Source organism: Microbulbifer maximicatervae (SeqCode), assembly GCF_052467695.1.
On record NZ_CP174320.1, the window covers coordinates 3,870,317 to 3,885,058 of the forward strand.

Genomic DNA, 14,742 nt, shown 5'->3' on the forward strand with positions numbered 1-14,742 from the left:
TTGAACAATGGTGCTCTGGAGTGACCAGGGCTGTCCCATATAAATCGGTGTAAAAACGAACAAAATAGACCTAGAATAGCTATCTTTTTTGATAAATAGAGTGTTTTTCAGACAAAATGGATAGCGTAAGCCTTTTACATCACTTTGACGACATGGAAGATCCTCGAGTTGATCGGCACAAGCTGCACGCCCTGCCCGATATTTTACTTATCATGTTTTGCGGTGTTATTTGTGGTGCTGAAAGCTGTAGAGATTTTGTCGATTTCGCAGAATCTAAAATAGATTACCTAAAACGATTCACCCCGCTAAATAGCGGAATACCCTCAAAAAACACTTTTAGCCGTGTTATTTCAAGCTTAGACCCCGAACAATTTAAGCGCTGCTTTCTGCAGTGGGTCCAAGGTATTCAGCAAGAACTCGGTAACGTAATTGCGATCGATGGCAAGGCGCTAAGGCGCAGCTTCGATCAGGCCAGCAAGCGATCTCCTATACATATGGTGAGTGCTTTTGCGTCCGAGGCGCGACTTGTCCTTGCTCAGCAAAAAGTAGAAGAAAAGTCGAATGAGATTACGGCCATACCGAAGTTACTGGAGGTTCTTGATCTTAATGGTGCGATTATTACGCTTGACGCCATGGGCTGCCAGAAAACGATCACCCAGAAAATTATCGAACGAGGCGGCGATTATGTGATTGCTGTGAAGGGCAATCAGGACAAACTGCACCAGCAAATTACCACGCATTTTAATAATTTGTTCGATATGCAGTACCACAAGGATGTCGATACTGATTGTGTGGAAGAGGTGAGCCGAGGCCGAATAGAATCCAGAAAATGTCTCTCTACTAACAGTATTGATTGGCTCGGAGGTAAAGAGCAATGGCACGGTCTAAGAAGTGTTATCGCAGTCCAGGCGAAGCGAACTGTAGATGGGCGAACTAGTTGCGAAACGCGCTACTATATCAGTAGTTTAGAGCCGTGCTCAGCAGAACTTAATCATATTATTCGCTCTCACTGGGGTGTTGAAAACTCGTTACACTGGATTTTAGATGTGGTTTTTCGTGAGGATGATAGTCGCTTCAGATCAGGAAATGCACCAGAAAACATGGCGATCTTGAGGCATTCGGCACTCAATCAGTTGCAAGCGGCAAAGCCCAGCTTTAAAAAAGACATGAGCATTAAAAGGCTTCGGAAAAAGGCTGGCTGGGATAATGAAACCTTGGACAAGATAATTACAGCCACCATTTAGACTGATTTATATGGGACAGCCCTGCTGGAGTGACCGACTCGATAGCACTGCTATTCGAGTGCGCTATTCACTCCCTAAGCCAATCGAGCTTAAGCGTTGTATTGAGTGGACCGATCTCTTTTAATTGAAACCAACACACACATTTTATTGTAGAAATATAGATTTGCCAGGATTTTGGCTATACTTGAGTACTCAATTAGGGAAGTGGTATGTCCTTCTTTAAGCAACCATCAAAAGAACGGAAACGCTCGAAACTAAATACTTCAAAGCTTGATTCTCAAATTGGCGTAAATGTCACCTAAGGCTGTATATTAATACAGCTGTACGCATTGACAGCTCTCTAGTATGAGGGGTAATATATTTACAGCTGCTTTGGTTTTCATGCAGCAACCATCCTTTCTTGAACCGGCCCCCAAGCCGGTTTTTTTTCTTCCTTGGTCGGTTTATTTCATCTCTAGTTTAGGGTAGTTAAATGAGCGTATGGCATACATTGGCCATTGAGGCGGTAGGCTTGATTCTTTTTTCTGTGCTTTTGGGTGTGCAGGCACGGAGGTGCCGGTAAGAACCTCTGGTTGTCCAATAAAGGTTGGAACTAAAGTTATGGTGATAGGGGAGATGTATTGCCTCAAATTCTCCCTTCCGGAAAAATTGGCTCGGATACTGGAGCTCCCGAAATGGTAGGATTGATTCGGATATTGATTTGTATCTTTGGTGTATTTGTCGGCCCCTTTAAAGGGGTGGGTTAAAGTATCATTGCAGTGACTGGTATTTCTGTGTCTGTAGAAATAGTAGGGGCGCCATGAGATTCCAAAGATTTTAACTAATACCGTATCTTGCTTTTACCGTCATATGCTCACCAGTAACTGTTACCTCGAGCACTTCAATTTCTCCCTCGTGTTCAGTTTTACCAATAATATCCTTCATACACCCATAAAAGTATTTGGCCAAAGCCTCAAAGCTAGGGGAAAAGTCGACAACATATAATCTTAAATTGTCTTTCTCCACAATTTTTTTATGTCTGGGTATAGTGGGTCATTTTTATCAACAATAAATGAATGATCAATTTGATCAATAATCTTTTGAAAAGGTGCCTTAAATAGGTCTGTATCCATGACAAAGTTCTGGCGATCTACTGTTTCACTAGATTAAGGTCACTGAAACTAACAATGAGTGGCCATGTAGATTTGCGCATTTGTTATAAGGATACGGCATGTCATCAGAGTAGAACTCTTTGCCGCGCCCTTTGCGCATGTCCTGATTCCATGTTCGATGGCCCATGTCTAACTTAAATGTTTTTGTGATTTGATATGCCATATAGCTATTCCTAATATAAAGCTGGCCATAAAAAATATCAAAAAAGTAAGGTGTACTTGTTAATTGTATTCTATATCGTAAATCGAGTTTTAAATTGCTGAGAATAAATGCGATCTATTATTTATTGTAATGCTTATATTATTTCGATTCTGGTGATTTTTCATTCTTCTTGTATTTTTTGTCCGAATTCGAGTGAAAAATTACTCTGCTCAAATTTTCCTGATGAAAAATTAAGTTTTATTAGGTGTGGTTTATGCAGTTGGCAAAGGTCTGTTTTCAAATTGTTTAATCGATTTGGGGTCTGAGGGTAAACATGATTAAGGGATGTACTTTTGTTTGTCCAGATAGCGGATTATTTATAAGTTTAGTTAATTTGTTGTTCTCCAAAGCAGTGTAAATTCCAGTTATATTTTAGTTTTTTTGAAAGAGTCTATCCTTAAGTATAGGCGGTTTTATCAGGAGTTATGTGGTTCTTGTTGCCAGGCTGTGAGTGAGCAGGGTGGGCGGTAGCTTTAATACATACATGACTGGAAGATGTTGCGGAAATGGTATGAAAGAACACTACGCACGAATTATTGAAGAAATAGGTGAGGGTCCACGCCGATTTACTTGCAAGTCAGCCAATGTTGACTAAGTAAATTGCTATTTTTCAGACTATCAAGGATGGTGCTGGGAAGCTCGAGGCTGCTGCTCTCGTTATAAATGAATTCCATTTTAAAACATTTTTAGTTGCCCTAGAGGTTTCCGATAATGTGGGGTTAGCCTCTTCAGCTGCGACGGTGACTAAAGGTGAGGCCATGGAGTTCTGGCTATATGCAGATTCTCACTGTATCGTAGATAAGTATTTTATTTAAAATGCTGGGGTGCCACCTCTGAGTGCCAAGGCATGAGAAGCTCAAAGGCTAAGCCATTGGTTGCCAAGTGGGTATCCTGATAGTTAGGGGTGCTGTAACGAAGATAGATAAAAAGTAGCCGGCCTAATTGCCATAGAGTGCGACTCCTCCGGTGACTACCAGATTGCAGACCTCGCGCCCATTAAAGCCTATTTCAGCCATGCACTCTTTCGTCTTGCATGTTCGCGAAATAATCAACCAGGTGGTGCTGATGCTTAGTGGCTCAGTAGCTCTATAAATGAAACTTGAGGGTCGATGGATCTCAAGCTATCTAGCGACAAAGCTCGGTGTAGCTTGATTGGTGGCGCAAGCGGGACGGTAACTACTAGTGTATCAGTGGAAGAAATTTAACTATAAAAATGGGGCGCGCCAGATTTGCACGAAGTGGGGAGTTGCTTATTGATTTCAAAGATCTGATTGGTGCCCGGGGCCGGACTTGAACCGGCACGGCCGTGAAGCCGGGAGATTTTAAGTCTCCTGTGTCTACCAATTCCACCACCCGGGCAGATCCTTTGCGAGAGAGGGCGATGTTTAATAGCTGCCCTTCATTCTCACTTTCATTGCATTCAACAGGATACTGCAATGAAGAGGAAAATGGAGGCTAGGGTCGGAATCGAACCGGCGTACACGGAGTTGCAGTCCGCTGCATGACCACTCTGCCACCTAGCCTTTTTTATCCGCCTTTGGCGGAAAAGAACGCTGCGAATTCTATCTGATAAATCTGAAAAATCCTAGCGTTTTCTTATACTTACGTGCGTTTCGCTGTGTAAGTGGGCGCCATTTTAGGGACTCTAGAGGATTAGTCAAGCATTGTTTTCATCAATGTTGCAAACAAGTGAAAAAAAGTAGGAAAAGTTACCTTCTGATGGTGGGGGAGGGCTGTAATAACTTTTAGCGCTGGTGCTCAAGAACCTATTTCCATTTGTTCTAAATTAATCTTCAGGTGTGCTGGCAATCTGTGACCTGTGTTCGATACTGTCTTTATCTGGCTAACACATCTCCCCCAACGTGTTTAGTAATGCTGGTAGGGTGGCTCACATGGCTGCCACCCGGAAGCAAGGATGAAATCCTCCAAGTTTCACTCCTAATGGTCTTGGCCCTGACGCTCTCCCCCCCCGTCGTCAGGGCTTTTTTTTGTCTGCTATTTACTGGAGCCTTTCGTCCGGGTCTGTCAGGTTTTCTGTGGCTAATGTATCCACGGGTTTACCGGCTGCTTTCTCAGACAGGGATCTAAACCTTTCCAGAGTCACTTCACCGCGTGTTCGAGCCAGTTCTCGTGCGACGTCATCAATACTTGCCTTGCCATTGCTGGCCTCGCGAATCTCTTTATCCAGTTGCTGCATTACCCCGGCCGCACGGGCGGTAATGGGACCGGATGAGCGTTCGACTAATAGTGAAGGAGCCTTCTTACCCCATTTAATCAGTTTATCCATTGCCTCCTGATAGCGGGTTTCACTGATGCCACCAGTTCGCCTTAAAATCTCCAGGGAGTAAAACTCAGCCAGTCCCTCTACAATCCAATCGCTCTCATCGTCGCCGTGAATTCCCGTGCCCACATGAACTAACTCGTGGATCATGCTGCTGGTGCGGTTGCCGCTGATCAATGGTCGATCAGCATGCATATATAGAGAGCGTGTCCCCGACAGTCCGCCGCGCCACATGGGGTCGTCAGCGGTTACGATCAATAGATGATCAGGGAAGAGGGGGAAGATCTTCTTGAGCTCTGGCAGGTTCCAATTTAGGAAGGCCAGGATGTCTTGCCGCCGAATATTCTCATTTTTAGGGCCTGCAACACGGGTTTCAGTGCCGGCAATCATATCCTGCCGACTGCCAATTTTCCCTACAATCATCCAGCCCTTGGGTCTTACAAACTTACGCTTGGGGTCAGATAACTCGTATAGGTTATCTTCGATCTCAGGGTAGGGTAGGGCCGCATACCATTGGTCAGGAAGTTCCAGCTTAAGGCGGGCGGTAGAGCGGCCACGGCTGGTTGCTGATACCGGTGCAATCAATTTATCGCTGCGGAGAATTGCCCAGTCTTTGGTGATCCGTGAGTCGTAGCCACCGTTGCTACGCTGGTTATTTATGACAAAGCGGTACTTGAGGACGGGGTTCTTCCCTTCGGGTTGCCAGGTTGCTTTGTCGCCCTCGATCTTTAGTGGGGTGTCACTTTCCAGGTCCTGATAGCGGCCAGAGCGCAAGTTTAGAACGAGCTTACTTGGCATATCATCACCGCTGAGCGCCATTTCCACCTCAGCCAGCTTGGAGTTGGGTGAGATCTCTGCACTGTAAAGAATCTCATAAGCCTGAACAGCAGGGGATAGAGTGGCGAGTAATAGCGGCAGTGTTAGTAATCGTTTAAGCATCATTTCTTCAGCGGGAAATCCAACAATTAGTCGTTTCGACAGTATCTAAGCCTACAGGTGCCCTTGTGTCATCTTCAAGCAAACTGGTCACAAGCTAGCCAGTTATGAGGTGACAGTTTTGTGCCGTCAGGTTTCATTGGATTGGTTTTCAGATATGTACCACTTAAAAAGAATGCACTTACAAAGTCGTTATCATATTGCAGCGCATACTAGTAAGCATCTCCCGTATGAGTAAACAAGAAGATAGATGTGGGTGGGCCGTCACAAGCATCTTTTGAGAGGGCTGGATTAGCGGGCAGGCATGCTGCCTAAGTGGGAATTGAATGCTACGAAGGACAAGACCGCAGCATAGCTGCGGTCTTGAAAGGTCTTTTGCAGTCTAACTAATGATGGCGACAGAGCTACCAATATCTGATTGCACGGGGATCAACGAACTGCATACCGTAGGCGCTCAGGGCAAATCCATCTGGAAAACTACTTACCATTGGTTGCTGGGGGTTAACCGCGGCTATTTCGGGAGGGTAATAACCTCCCGGCACAAACTGCCCCTGCCAACTGGGTGTAGCTTGAGGGGGGTAGCCCTGTAACGGACTCATGGTAAATCCAGAGTATGGCGTGGCTGAGGAGGGACCTTGCGCGGTAGCGGCATGAGTACCCGCGGCCCTTGCTTGCTCTTTGGCGGACTCAAAAGCGGAGTTGATACCAAAAAGCTTGGGAACACCTGCGCCAACTCTCTCTGCCCCGAGGGGCATTGGTGCGGCCAAGGATTGGATCAGTTGGAATAAGGCGGTCACTCTGGATACATCTTTCTGCCGGAGCGCACCTTTAAATAATGGATGGTGGGCAAGTAGTAGTGCTGCCAAACCGGTAATATGCGGCGCGGCCATTGATGTACCTGACTGAACATCGAAGCCTTTGTCAGGCACAGACGAAACGATACCCACACCAGGTGCGGCAATAGAAATTTCCTGACCGAAAGCGCTAAACCTAGGAACAAACAGACCGTCGGCTGATGCTGTTGAGGGTATTACTGTTTGCGCTTCCCAGGAATCTTTGGGGAATTCATTGAGCATTCCAAGAGCGCCTACAGCCATAGCATTTGGGGATCTGGCTGGATACTGGACTGCCCCGCCATTGTTGCCTGCGGCAACTATACAAGCGATACCATGTTGGACCGCTTCCTCGATTTGCTGCTCAACAGCCTCTGATGAGTCAGAGCTGCCCAGGCTCATATTCACCACATCAACGCCGAGCTCTATGCAATGTGAGAGCGCATCAATCAAGCTACTAAATTGCCCGCCGGGGAAAACTTTGAATACATAGATTTCGGCTTCAGGAGCAAAACCGCGTATTGCCTCGGAGCCAGAGGGTTGGCCTGTAATAATTCCCGCACAGTGGGTTCCATGGCCGACGATATCTTCTGCCCAGCTATTGGTATCGTTATTATTGGTGACATCGATACCATTCTTTAAATGGCTCAGTATCGGGTGCTTATTGTCCGCACCGGAATCGATGATTGCGATTTTGATACCTTTGCCGGTGTATTCATCGGGTAGCTGGTCCAGGCCCATGTACTTTTGCCCCCAGCCATAGGAAGCATCATTGGGGAAGTTGGGTATGGCTTCGCTTAGGGGTTGGAGTTTCACCAAGTTTACACCGGTGAGAGATAGGGAGGGGCTGCGAATATATTTGTTCCAGAAATCTTTGGCGGGGCGGATCAGAAGTGATTTCACTTGAGCGCCGCCGCTTTGCGCAAAAATACTGAGCGCGACTTCCCCTTTATTATTGGTGACCCCTTCTTGAGGAAAACCCGCACTTTCAACAATTATTTGCGCGTCGCGTATGGGCTCACCTTTTGCACCGATAACGCGGAAGTGCACCTGCTGTGCCTGGACGTGGTATTCGCGCAATAGTCCGGGTTGCTGTGCAAAAACTGCGGAAAAGGTCGGTGAATAGCTCGCTTGCCCGTAAGAGAGAAGTGAGTCCAGTTCAACGGCGACGTTTGGTGGAGTGGTCTGGTAAAGTGCCGCAGCAGCATCCACATCCATACGGACTTTGTAAATATTGGTGGCCTCATCGGCGGAGGACAGCGTTTTTAGTTTTCTGCCGGGGCGTATTTCACGAAGCACCTCACAACCTGCCTGCCTGGCAATAGTGGAAATCACATGGTGCATTGAGCCCGAGCTCAATGGCTGCACGCCCATGGATTTAGCCATCAGGCTGCGGCGGGGTGAAATAAGTAACTCGACTTTCTCTGCAACCTCGACCGAAGGTTCTCCTGCGGCCTTTTCTTGTCGGGATTCAGTCATGTTCATGTTCCTTCGCTTTCAGTGCGGTACTGATTTAGTACGCGTGTGAAACGTCTGAAAGTGGTGAATCGAGTGGGTTTCAGTCTCAATTGAGAGGGTGGACAGGTTGATCCGGATCAATAATTACTTTGCCTCTCAATTTCTTTCTTAGGTCGTCGACGGCATCGGGTGTAGCCACAAGGGTGACGTTGCTTTTGCGCAAAGTAACGTCCTTAACATCGGGGCAATTTGAAGCTTCCTTCACCAGCTCCTCTAGCTCCAGAGTGCTAGCTGATACCTTACGATTGGGTACGGCTACATATTGCTCAAACTTCTTCATTTTCTTCTCATTGTGACTGCGCCATCTAAAATAGGGCAGGGTCGAACCCACCCCCAGGAAAAGGGGCGTGAAGCCCCTTTTTTTGCATTTTTAGTGCAGATAAGCCTGTTGCTGAAAGGCTGAGTTGGGTTGCGGCATTGCCTGATAGGGCAGTGGCTGCCCGATGCCACTCAAATTCTGGAGGGGTTGCTGAGGTGGTTGCGGGAAAGCCTGGAATGGCACCGGTTGGCTCAGTGGTGCAAAAGCCTGCGGGGGAACCGATCCATACTGCTCCGGAGCCACAGGTGCCAGTTGATTTACCGGTTGGCCGATGTAGGTCTGAGGAACGAGGTGTGGCGTAAATTGCGGTGCGGCCTGGTAGGGCAGTAGGTGGTTGAGGCGCGCCAAGTTGTTAAGGAGTTGACCTTGTTGAGGCACGCCAATGTAGTTGCCAAGAGCAGGTGCGGCACGACTAATCAACTCACCGAGGAGACCTTGCGGTGGCAGTTGCGGAGCGGCTTGATAGGGTAAGAGCTGCCCTAGTTGGGCGGCTGCATTGATTAGCTGTGCCTGAGGGTTATTGATGTAATTGGCCAAAACTGGGGCCGCGCGGTTTATCAATTCGCTGAGATAGTTTTGGGGGGCAAACTGATGAGCGAACTGAGGTGGAATTTGTGGAGCAAGCTGTTGAGGAATGTGGGGCGCTAACTGTTGTGGAAGCTGCGGTGCGGCCTGGAAGGGCAGTACTTGGCCCAATCCGCCGAGTGCATTGATCAATTGACCTTGTGGTCCACCGACAATGCCACCAACTACCGGAGCTGCACGGCTAATAAACTCTCCCAGCAATCCTTGTGGTGCTAACTGTTGAAGCGGTAGGTATGGCTGGGGGGGAGTGAGTCCGACGACCGGATTAATCGGAGGTACGGCATAGTTTTGTGGTTGTCCAAAGATCCCTTGAGCATATGCATATGGTTGGTACATGAACGTACTCCTCGAGTAGACCAATGACGATAGGGGGCTATCGCCCAGGTTATTTCATGGTTTACGGGTGAGAATTTTGGAGCTTGATAGAGCCCCGTTTTTAGGGTCAGCCTGCTGATAATAAATCGGTAATGAGCTTTCGAGTTGTTGCATCTTGCGACGGACACTCAGCCGGCTGATCTGAGTATAGAGAAGCTTTTCAGAAGCACAGGGAAAGTTTGAAAAAAAATGGAGCGGGAAACAAAAAGGTAATGGGGGCGCAATTGTAGTCACCATTTTTCTTAAAATTTTGTAATTTTTCGAAAAGGAATATTTTTTAAAAAATAAAGTCTTACTCGGGATTTGCTACTTAAATGAGTGGTTAATATTCTTGTGGCGTGCAGGGTGCTGCTCCCTTGTATTGGTGTTAGGGCTCGGGAAAAGTCCCCTCGGGTGCCCGGTGAAAAATAACGGCACTTGTAGAAATATCCGTAAATAGCGAACTGGAATTTAAAGGTAGTTGTTTATATCGATGCCTTGGAAAGGTAACTTATAGAACTTATCAGTTCGCTTTTATGTAAGGGTCTACTTACTCAAAACATCGAAAAACGATATCTAGTAGCGTTTCAATGTAATTTGTTATGGCCTCGCGCTGTATGCCTCTCTTGGTTTTTTTTGCTCCAAGTTCTGATGTCCTCTGTGGAGAGCTTTGCATTTGTTTATACGTGTGCTCTCAAAACTAAAAGTACTTGATAGTCGTTGAAGATACGTAAATACAAGAAAGAGGATAGAAATAATATCGGTATTTCTTTGGCGACCACAGTTTGCCGTATACGTGAAGAGAGTTTCAGGGAGTGGCTAGATCGGTGGAAAGTGTTCGATCCCAGGGAGAACAAGGGATTGGTTGTTAGTTGGCAGACTAAATGGATGTGTCGGAGATTGGGGCAATTACTAGCAACCGTAAAGCTTGAATCTCCAGTGCAGAAAGAGGCGCTTGGAGCCGGGGAGGTCCAGCTATAATGCGGATTAGACTGCCTTTGAGGACAACTCAAAGACCAGTTGTGTCGGAAAAATGACCTATGATGACAATCGCGCCAAAAATTACTTGATCTTTGAAAAATCGATGAGTAGTATTCGCGGCCTCGGTGAGTAGCGCAGCCTGGTAGCGCACTTCGTTCGGGACGAAGGGGTCGGAGGTTCGAATCCTCTCTCACCGACCATACAAAAAGAAAAAGCCCGCTTTTAGCGGGCTTTTTTGTGTTTATGATTTCATTCCTGGCAGAGCTTTTACTCGAAAGGTTTACATGGGTAATTACAGAGCTGCCTTGAGGGTGTAGTCTCTTGGTTGTTTATCGGTATAAATAGTTAAGTCAGCCATATTCAAAGCCTCGTCGGTATTTCTGAAACCCATTCTTTATTTGTCCCCATCGCATCTGACTTTTGTAGTTTGCTTCCGCATTAGCCCCTGATTTGACGAAGTTGAATAGCAAGTGGTCTAAGGTGGGCCCCCAACAAGGTACAAGTAGGAGTTGCTTGCACTTTTTCCAGGTGCGATGTGCTGAGGGAAAGTAAGGGGCAATCTGAACGGCTTATCGTCAGCTCAAGCTAAAGAGTTCAGGCACAAAAAAGCCCGCTAAAAGCGGGCTTTGAAAATCTGGTCGGTGAGAGAGGATTCGAACCTCCGACCCCTTCGTCCCGAACGAAGTGCGCTACCAGGCTGCGCTACTCACCGTTTTTTGTTTCGCATCATTTGCGAAGGGGCGGCACTATAGCAGCAATTTTTCTGCTGTAAACCACTGATTTAATTTTTTATTTGTCGAATCAGTCCCTCTTGGCAGGTAGACGCTACCAGCGTTCCGTCGCGGGTGAAAATCTGGCCGCGGGTAAAGCCTCTGGCACCGGTTGCCGAAGGGCTATCCGTTACATAGAGAAGCCATTGATCCAGGCGGAAATCGCGGTGGAACCACATCGCGTGGTCAACGCTCGCGGGCATCAATTGGGGGTCGAATAAGGATATGTCGTGCGGTTGTAGGGAGGTACCCAGGAGTCCCATATCGGATGCATAGCAAAGTGCTGCTCGGTGCTCCATCGGGTCGTCCGACATCTCGCCCTCTGCCCGCAGCCAGAACATGCATTTGGCTTCGCGAGTTTCAGCGCCAAAGTAACTTTGTGGGTCGACCGGGCGAAAATCGATCATATAGCGCCGCTGATCGTACTGCGGGCTAACCAATCCAGCTTCCAGGGCCAGCTCCTGGGTGTTTTTCAGACTCTCAGGAGAGGGAATCTCGACACAAGGCAGGTCGGCCTGGTGGTCAAATCCGGGTTCCCGAATTTGGAAGGAGGCGGACATATTGAAGATCGCGCGCCCGCGCTGTTTGGCGACTACGCGACGAGTGGTAAAGCTACCGCCATCGCGGATTGGGTCTACTTCGTAGATCACCGGCAGCTCACTAGAGCCAGGGCGGAGGAAGTAGGCGTGCAGGGAGTGGGGTAGGCGATGCTCAACGGTACGAGTTGCTGCCATCAGTGCTTGGCCCAGAACTTGCCCGCCAAAAAGCACTTTACGATAATTTTCAACGTGATGACGACTGCGGAAGAGATTTCGATCCAGCTCTTCAACATCCAATAACTTACCTAATTTTTCCAACATAAGGGATTTTGCCCGTTACCTATTCCACTTAACAGAGTTTGCAGATGGGGAGCTTTGCGCTCTTAATCAAAAGGATAATAACAGCAAATCCCTTTAACCCCATTCATATTTTGAACGTTAGACTCATTTTGGTCACAGGTGCCTCCTCGTATAGCTATCCAGCTCTATCCCATACACTAGCTACTGATTTTCTCAGTCAAGTTGAAACTCTGTGCTATTGACTATTGCGACTTGTCGAATTCTTACTTATTTCTGTGGTATAAAGCGCCAATAGTTGTTGGGACAGTTGGACTAATTCGTTTGCAGCTATCCAACAAAGATTGAATAAAAGAAGTAGGAGATACCACAGGTGCCACACAACAATATTGATATACGTCCACCACTGAATTTCGGCAAGGTTGTCAGTCGGCACCGTACCGCAAAGGCTGTGGCTGGAGGGGTTGGCTCCGCTGCTTATTATGGGGTGTGGGGTGCACAGACGGCTACAGGTGCCACTCTAACCGGCCTGGCTACCGGTGCAGCGGCTGCGACTTCTGCGACGGGTATTGGTTTGGTTGTTGCTGGAACAGCATTGTCCATTGGTTACGCTGGTTTGGCGGCCCGATCCGCATACAAGACCAATAATCACCTCAATGCTCTAAAAAAAATCTACGAAAACAGGAAGTCGTATAGCTGTCCCTGTAAAGGATCGGTCGCCCACGACTATGTTTCTGGCCAAGTGCTTCCTTATATCATCGAACAGAAAAGCAAAAAGTTGCATCGCAAAATGGTTGAAGCGACTCCGGGAATCGCCTCAGTGGAATATGCGCGCAAGGCAGTAAAAAACCTGTACAAGCGTTCACAGGGTACGCTCGGTAAAAAACGTACCTTTGCTGCAGAGTGGTTGGCGCAGCATTTGATTTCTCATGATTGTGAATTAGCTAATGCGATTGTTGCAGAGCTCTACTCAGAGGAGGAAATGCTCTGGATTCGCACGCAGGACAACGATGTAGTCGCGCCTCTGTTGGAGCTAAAGCTGAAGTCCGTTTAATAGTGGCTTCTTGTGTTCTGGTGTAGTTCTTGATTTCATTCGGAAGTATTGGGGTAATGGACTACCCCGCAATCACTCAATCGTCGAATTTTATGTGTTATGTGCAATGCTTGGGCTCGCCAAGCGTCACCACATGCTAAAATAAAAGGTCTGCTCTCAGCTTAAAATTGGCTCATTTTGGGTAAATTTTGAGCAAAATGGCCTAATATTTTTAATATTAGGCAGTCTAATTCCCCGATTTACTTTTCCAACCGACTTGAATTGCCTATCATTCATGAATGAATAGTCAATTTCAGTCCCCATTTTTACGGGCAAAGAAGGTCGGAAGTATGGATAAGGCAAAAGAGAAGGTTCAGCGGTTCCGCGCGCGGGAGCAGCGTATCCTGGATGCGGCTCTGGAGCTTCTGTTGGAGCACGGTGAAGAGAAAGTCACGGTCGAACAGATTGCCGAGCGTGTGGATATCGGTAAGGGCACGATTTACAAGCACTTCATTTCCAAGACAGAAATCTACATGCGTTTGCTGATGGATTATGAAAAATCCCTCGCTGAACGTCTCAAGACCGCTGTAGCCCTGGCCGAGCAAGGTGATATCACCGCTCCAGCCCGCGCCTATTTTGAATCTCGTATGGCCGATCCTGGCAAAGATAGACTCTTCCAGCGCCTGGAGGAGAAGATTATCGCGTTGAACCTGGCTCCAGAAATGATTGCGGAGCTCCACAATATTCGTAATTCCAATGCCACCTCTCTCAATCGGGTCTTTGAGCGCCGTATGGAGCAGGGCATGCTGAAGAACGTTCCTGCATACTTCTATTACTCAACATACTGGGCGCTTGTGCAAGGGGCGGTAGAGCTTTATCACTCCAAGTCTTTTGCCAATGTAATAGAGGACAGGGAAGGTTTGATGGAGTTTATTATGGATGTGGGTGTGCATATCGGTGATATGTCCTCTCGCAAAACGCCAGAGGGAAGCCAGACAAGCCATCACAGCGATTCTGCGGGGTCCGCCCTTGGCTGAGCCCCTGTTCCAGCAGCTGCAAAAATTACAGGCTGAATTTCATGGGCATCCACCTGTAGAAAGGTGGAACCCAGAGCTTTGTGGGGACATGGATATGGTCATCAAATCTGATGGCCGTTGGATCCACGAGGGAACAGAGATTCGTCGTCATCCTCTTGTGAAACTGTTTGCCAGCATTTTGAAGCGTGAGGGGGATGAATACTTCCTTGTCACCCCTGTCGAAAAGCTGCGAATCACAGTGGAGGATGTTCCATTTGTAATCACTCAGGTGGCCCGCAACCCCGGAAGTACTCATCAGCAGCTACTTTTCACCACAAATGTGGGCGACGTTGTTGAGCTGTCGGAAGAGGGGCAGTGGCAACTGAGAGACTTTGGTGCTCCGCCGCAGCCAATCCCTTACCTGGAGATTCGAGGGGGGTTACAGGCTCGCGTTTCCCGTGATGTTTTTTACCAGTTGGTAGACTGGGCGCTTGAAGGGGGGCGCGATACCGATAAGCTTTTTGTGCAAAGTGACGGAAAAGATTTCCTGCTGGGTTCTTGTAATTAGATAGCTCCAGGTTCCTGCTGGCGGATTCCTCGCGCCTCAGCGCTGATTTGTAGCTGGGGCTTTAATTCATAGCCTTGCTCCTTACTGTTCAAGTTTAGAAAGTACTTGCTTGACC

General features: G+C 47.6%; 11 protein-coding genes and 4 tRNA genes. 6 read left to right on the forward strand and 9 right to left on the reverse strand.

Annotation, left to right across the window (positions count from 1 at the left end; all coding sequences use genetic code 11):
* Positions 1–116 precede the first annotated feature (116 nt).
* On the forward strand, positions 117–1,244 hold the full coding sequence (locus tag ACJJI8_RS17020; protein ID WP_444932648.1) for an ISAs1 family transposase: 1,128 nt from the start codon (positions 117–119) through the stop codon (positions 1,242–1,244).
* 1,140 nt (positions 1,245–2,384) lie between these two features.
* On the opposite strand, the gene ACJJI8_RS17025 is transcribed toward ACJJI8_RS17020, so the two are convergent.
* The 7 genes from ACJJI8_RS17025 to ACJJI8_RS17055 all read right to left on the reverse strand — a co-directional run bounded on the left by ACJJI8_RS17025 (position 2,385) and on the right by ACJJI8_RS17055 (position 9,405).
* Positions 2,385–2,558 (reverse strand): 6-carboxytetrahydropterin synthase, encoded by a 174-nt coding sequence (locus ACJJI8_RS17025; RefSeq protein WP_444905354.1) that lies wholly within the window; start codon positions 2,556–2,558, stop codon positions 2,385–2,387.
* A 1,311-nt stretch (positions 2,559–3,869) separates the two neighbouring features.
* Positions 3,870–3,956: transfer RNA gene (locus ACJJI8_RS17030), tRNA-Leu, on the reverse strand.
* Positions 3,957–4,046: 90 nt separating this feature from the next.
* A tRNA-Cys gene (locus ACJJI8_RS17035) sits at positions 4,047–4,120 on the reverse strand.
* A 476-nt stretch (positions 4,121–4,596) separates the two neighbouring features.
* The gene (locus tag ACJJI8_RS17040) at positions 4,597–5,820 is read right to left on the reverse strand and encodes a hypothetical protein (RefSeq protein WP_444905353.1); all 1,224 of its coding nucleotides are present in this window, start codon (positions 5,818–5,820) and stop codon (positions 4,597–4,599) included.
* A 398-nt stretch (positions 5,821–6,218) separates the two neighbouring features.
* Positions 6,219–8,126, reverse strand: coding sequence for a S8 family serine peptidase (locus tag ACJJI8_RS17045; RefSeq protein ID WP_444933122.1), 1,908 nt, complete (start codon positions 8,124–8,126; stop codon positions 6,219–6,221).
* A gap of 85 nt (positions 8,127–8,211) precedes the next feature.
* A complete protein-coding gene (locus ACJJI8_RS17050; RefSeq protein WP_282932693.1) occupies positions 8,212–8,445 on the reverse strand; it encodes a hypothetical protein in 234 nt (77 codons plus the stop codon).
* A gap of 90 nt (positions 8,446–8,535) precedes the next feature.
* Positions 8,536–9,405 carry a hypothetical protein gene (locus ACJJI8_RS17055; RefSeq protein ID WP_444917061.1) on the reverse strand — a complete coding sequence of 290 codons (870 nt, stop codon included), beginning with the start codon at positions 9,403–9,405 and terminating at the stop codon, positions 8,536–8,538.
* 738 nt (positions 9,406–10,143) lie between these two features.
* Between ACJJI8_RS17055 and ACJJI8_RS17060 the strand changes: the two genes are divergently transcribed.
* Both ACJJI8_RS17060 and ACJJI8_RS17065 read left to right on the forward strand, forming a co-directional pair.
* Positions 10,144–10,404: a hypothetical protein gene (locus ACJJI8_RS17060; protein WP_444933123.1), complete on the forward strand. Its 261-nt coding sequence runs from the start codon at positions 10,144–10,146 to the stop codon at positions 10,402–10,404.
* Positions 10,405–10,527: 123 nt separating this feature from the next.
* Positions 10,528–10,604: transfer RNA gene (locus ACJJI8_RS17065), tRNA-Pro, on the forward strand.
* Between the two features lie 435 nt (positions 10,605–11,039).
* Here ACJJI8_RS17065 and ACJJI8_RS17070 read toward each other — a convergent pair.
* Together ACJJI8_RS17070 and ACJJI8_RS17075 are read right to left on the reverse strand one after the other, a co-directional pair.
* A tRNA-Pro gene (locus ACJJI8_RS17070) sits at positions 11,040–11,116 on the reverse strand.
* Between the two features lie 69 nt (positions 11,117–11,185).
* The gene (locus tag ACJJI8_RS17075; RefSeq protein ID WP_282932695.1) at positions 11,186–12,034 is read right to left on the reverse strand and encodes an acyl-CoA thioesterase; all 849 of its coding nucleotides are present in this window, start codon (positions 12,032–12,034) and stop codon (positions 11,186–11,188) included.
* Between the two features lie 349 nt (positions 12,035–12,383).
* Between ACJJI8_RS17075 and ACJJI8_RS17080 the strand changes: the two genes are divergently transcribed.
* The 3 genes from ACJJI8_RS17080 to ACJJI8_RS17090 all read left to right on the forward strand — a co-directional run bounded on the left by ACJJI8_RS17080 (position 12,384) and on the right by ACJJI8_RS17090 (position 14,627).
* Positions 12,384–13,064, forward strand: coding sequence for a hypothetical protein (locus ACJJI8_RS17080; protein WP_413665686.1), 681 nt, complete (start codon positions 12,384–12,386; stop codon positions 13,062–13,064).
* Positions 13,065–13,393: 329 nt separating this feature from the next.
* Entirely contained in the window at positions 13,394–14,080 is a 687-nt protein-coding gene (locus tag ACJJI8_RS17085) for a TetR/AcrR family transcriptional regulator (protein WP_282932697.1), read from the forward strand.
* Positions 14,073–14,627: a DUF1285 domain-containing protein gene (locus ACJJI8_RS17090; RefSeq protein WP_444912985.1), complete on the forward strand. Its 555-nt coding sequence runs from the start codon at positions 14,073–14,075 to the stop codon at positions 14,625–14,627. Before ACJJI8_RS17085 ends, ACJJI8_RS17090 begins: the two co-directional genes overlap by 8 nt.
* Positions 14,628–14,742 lie beyond the last annotated feature (115 nt).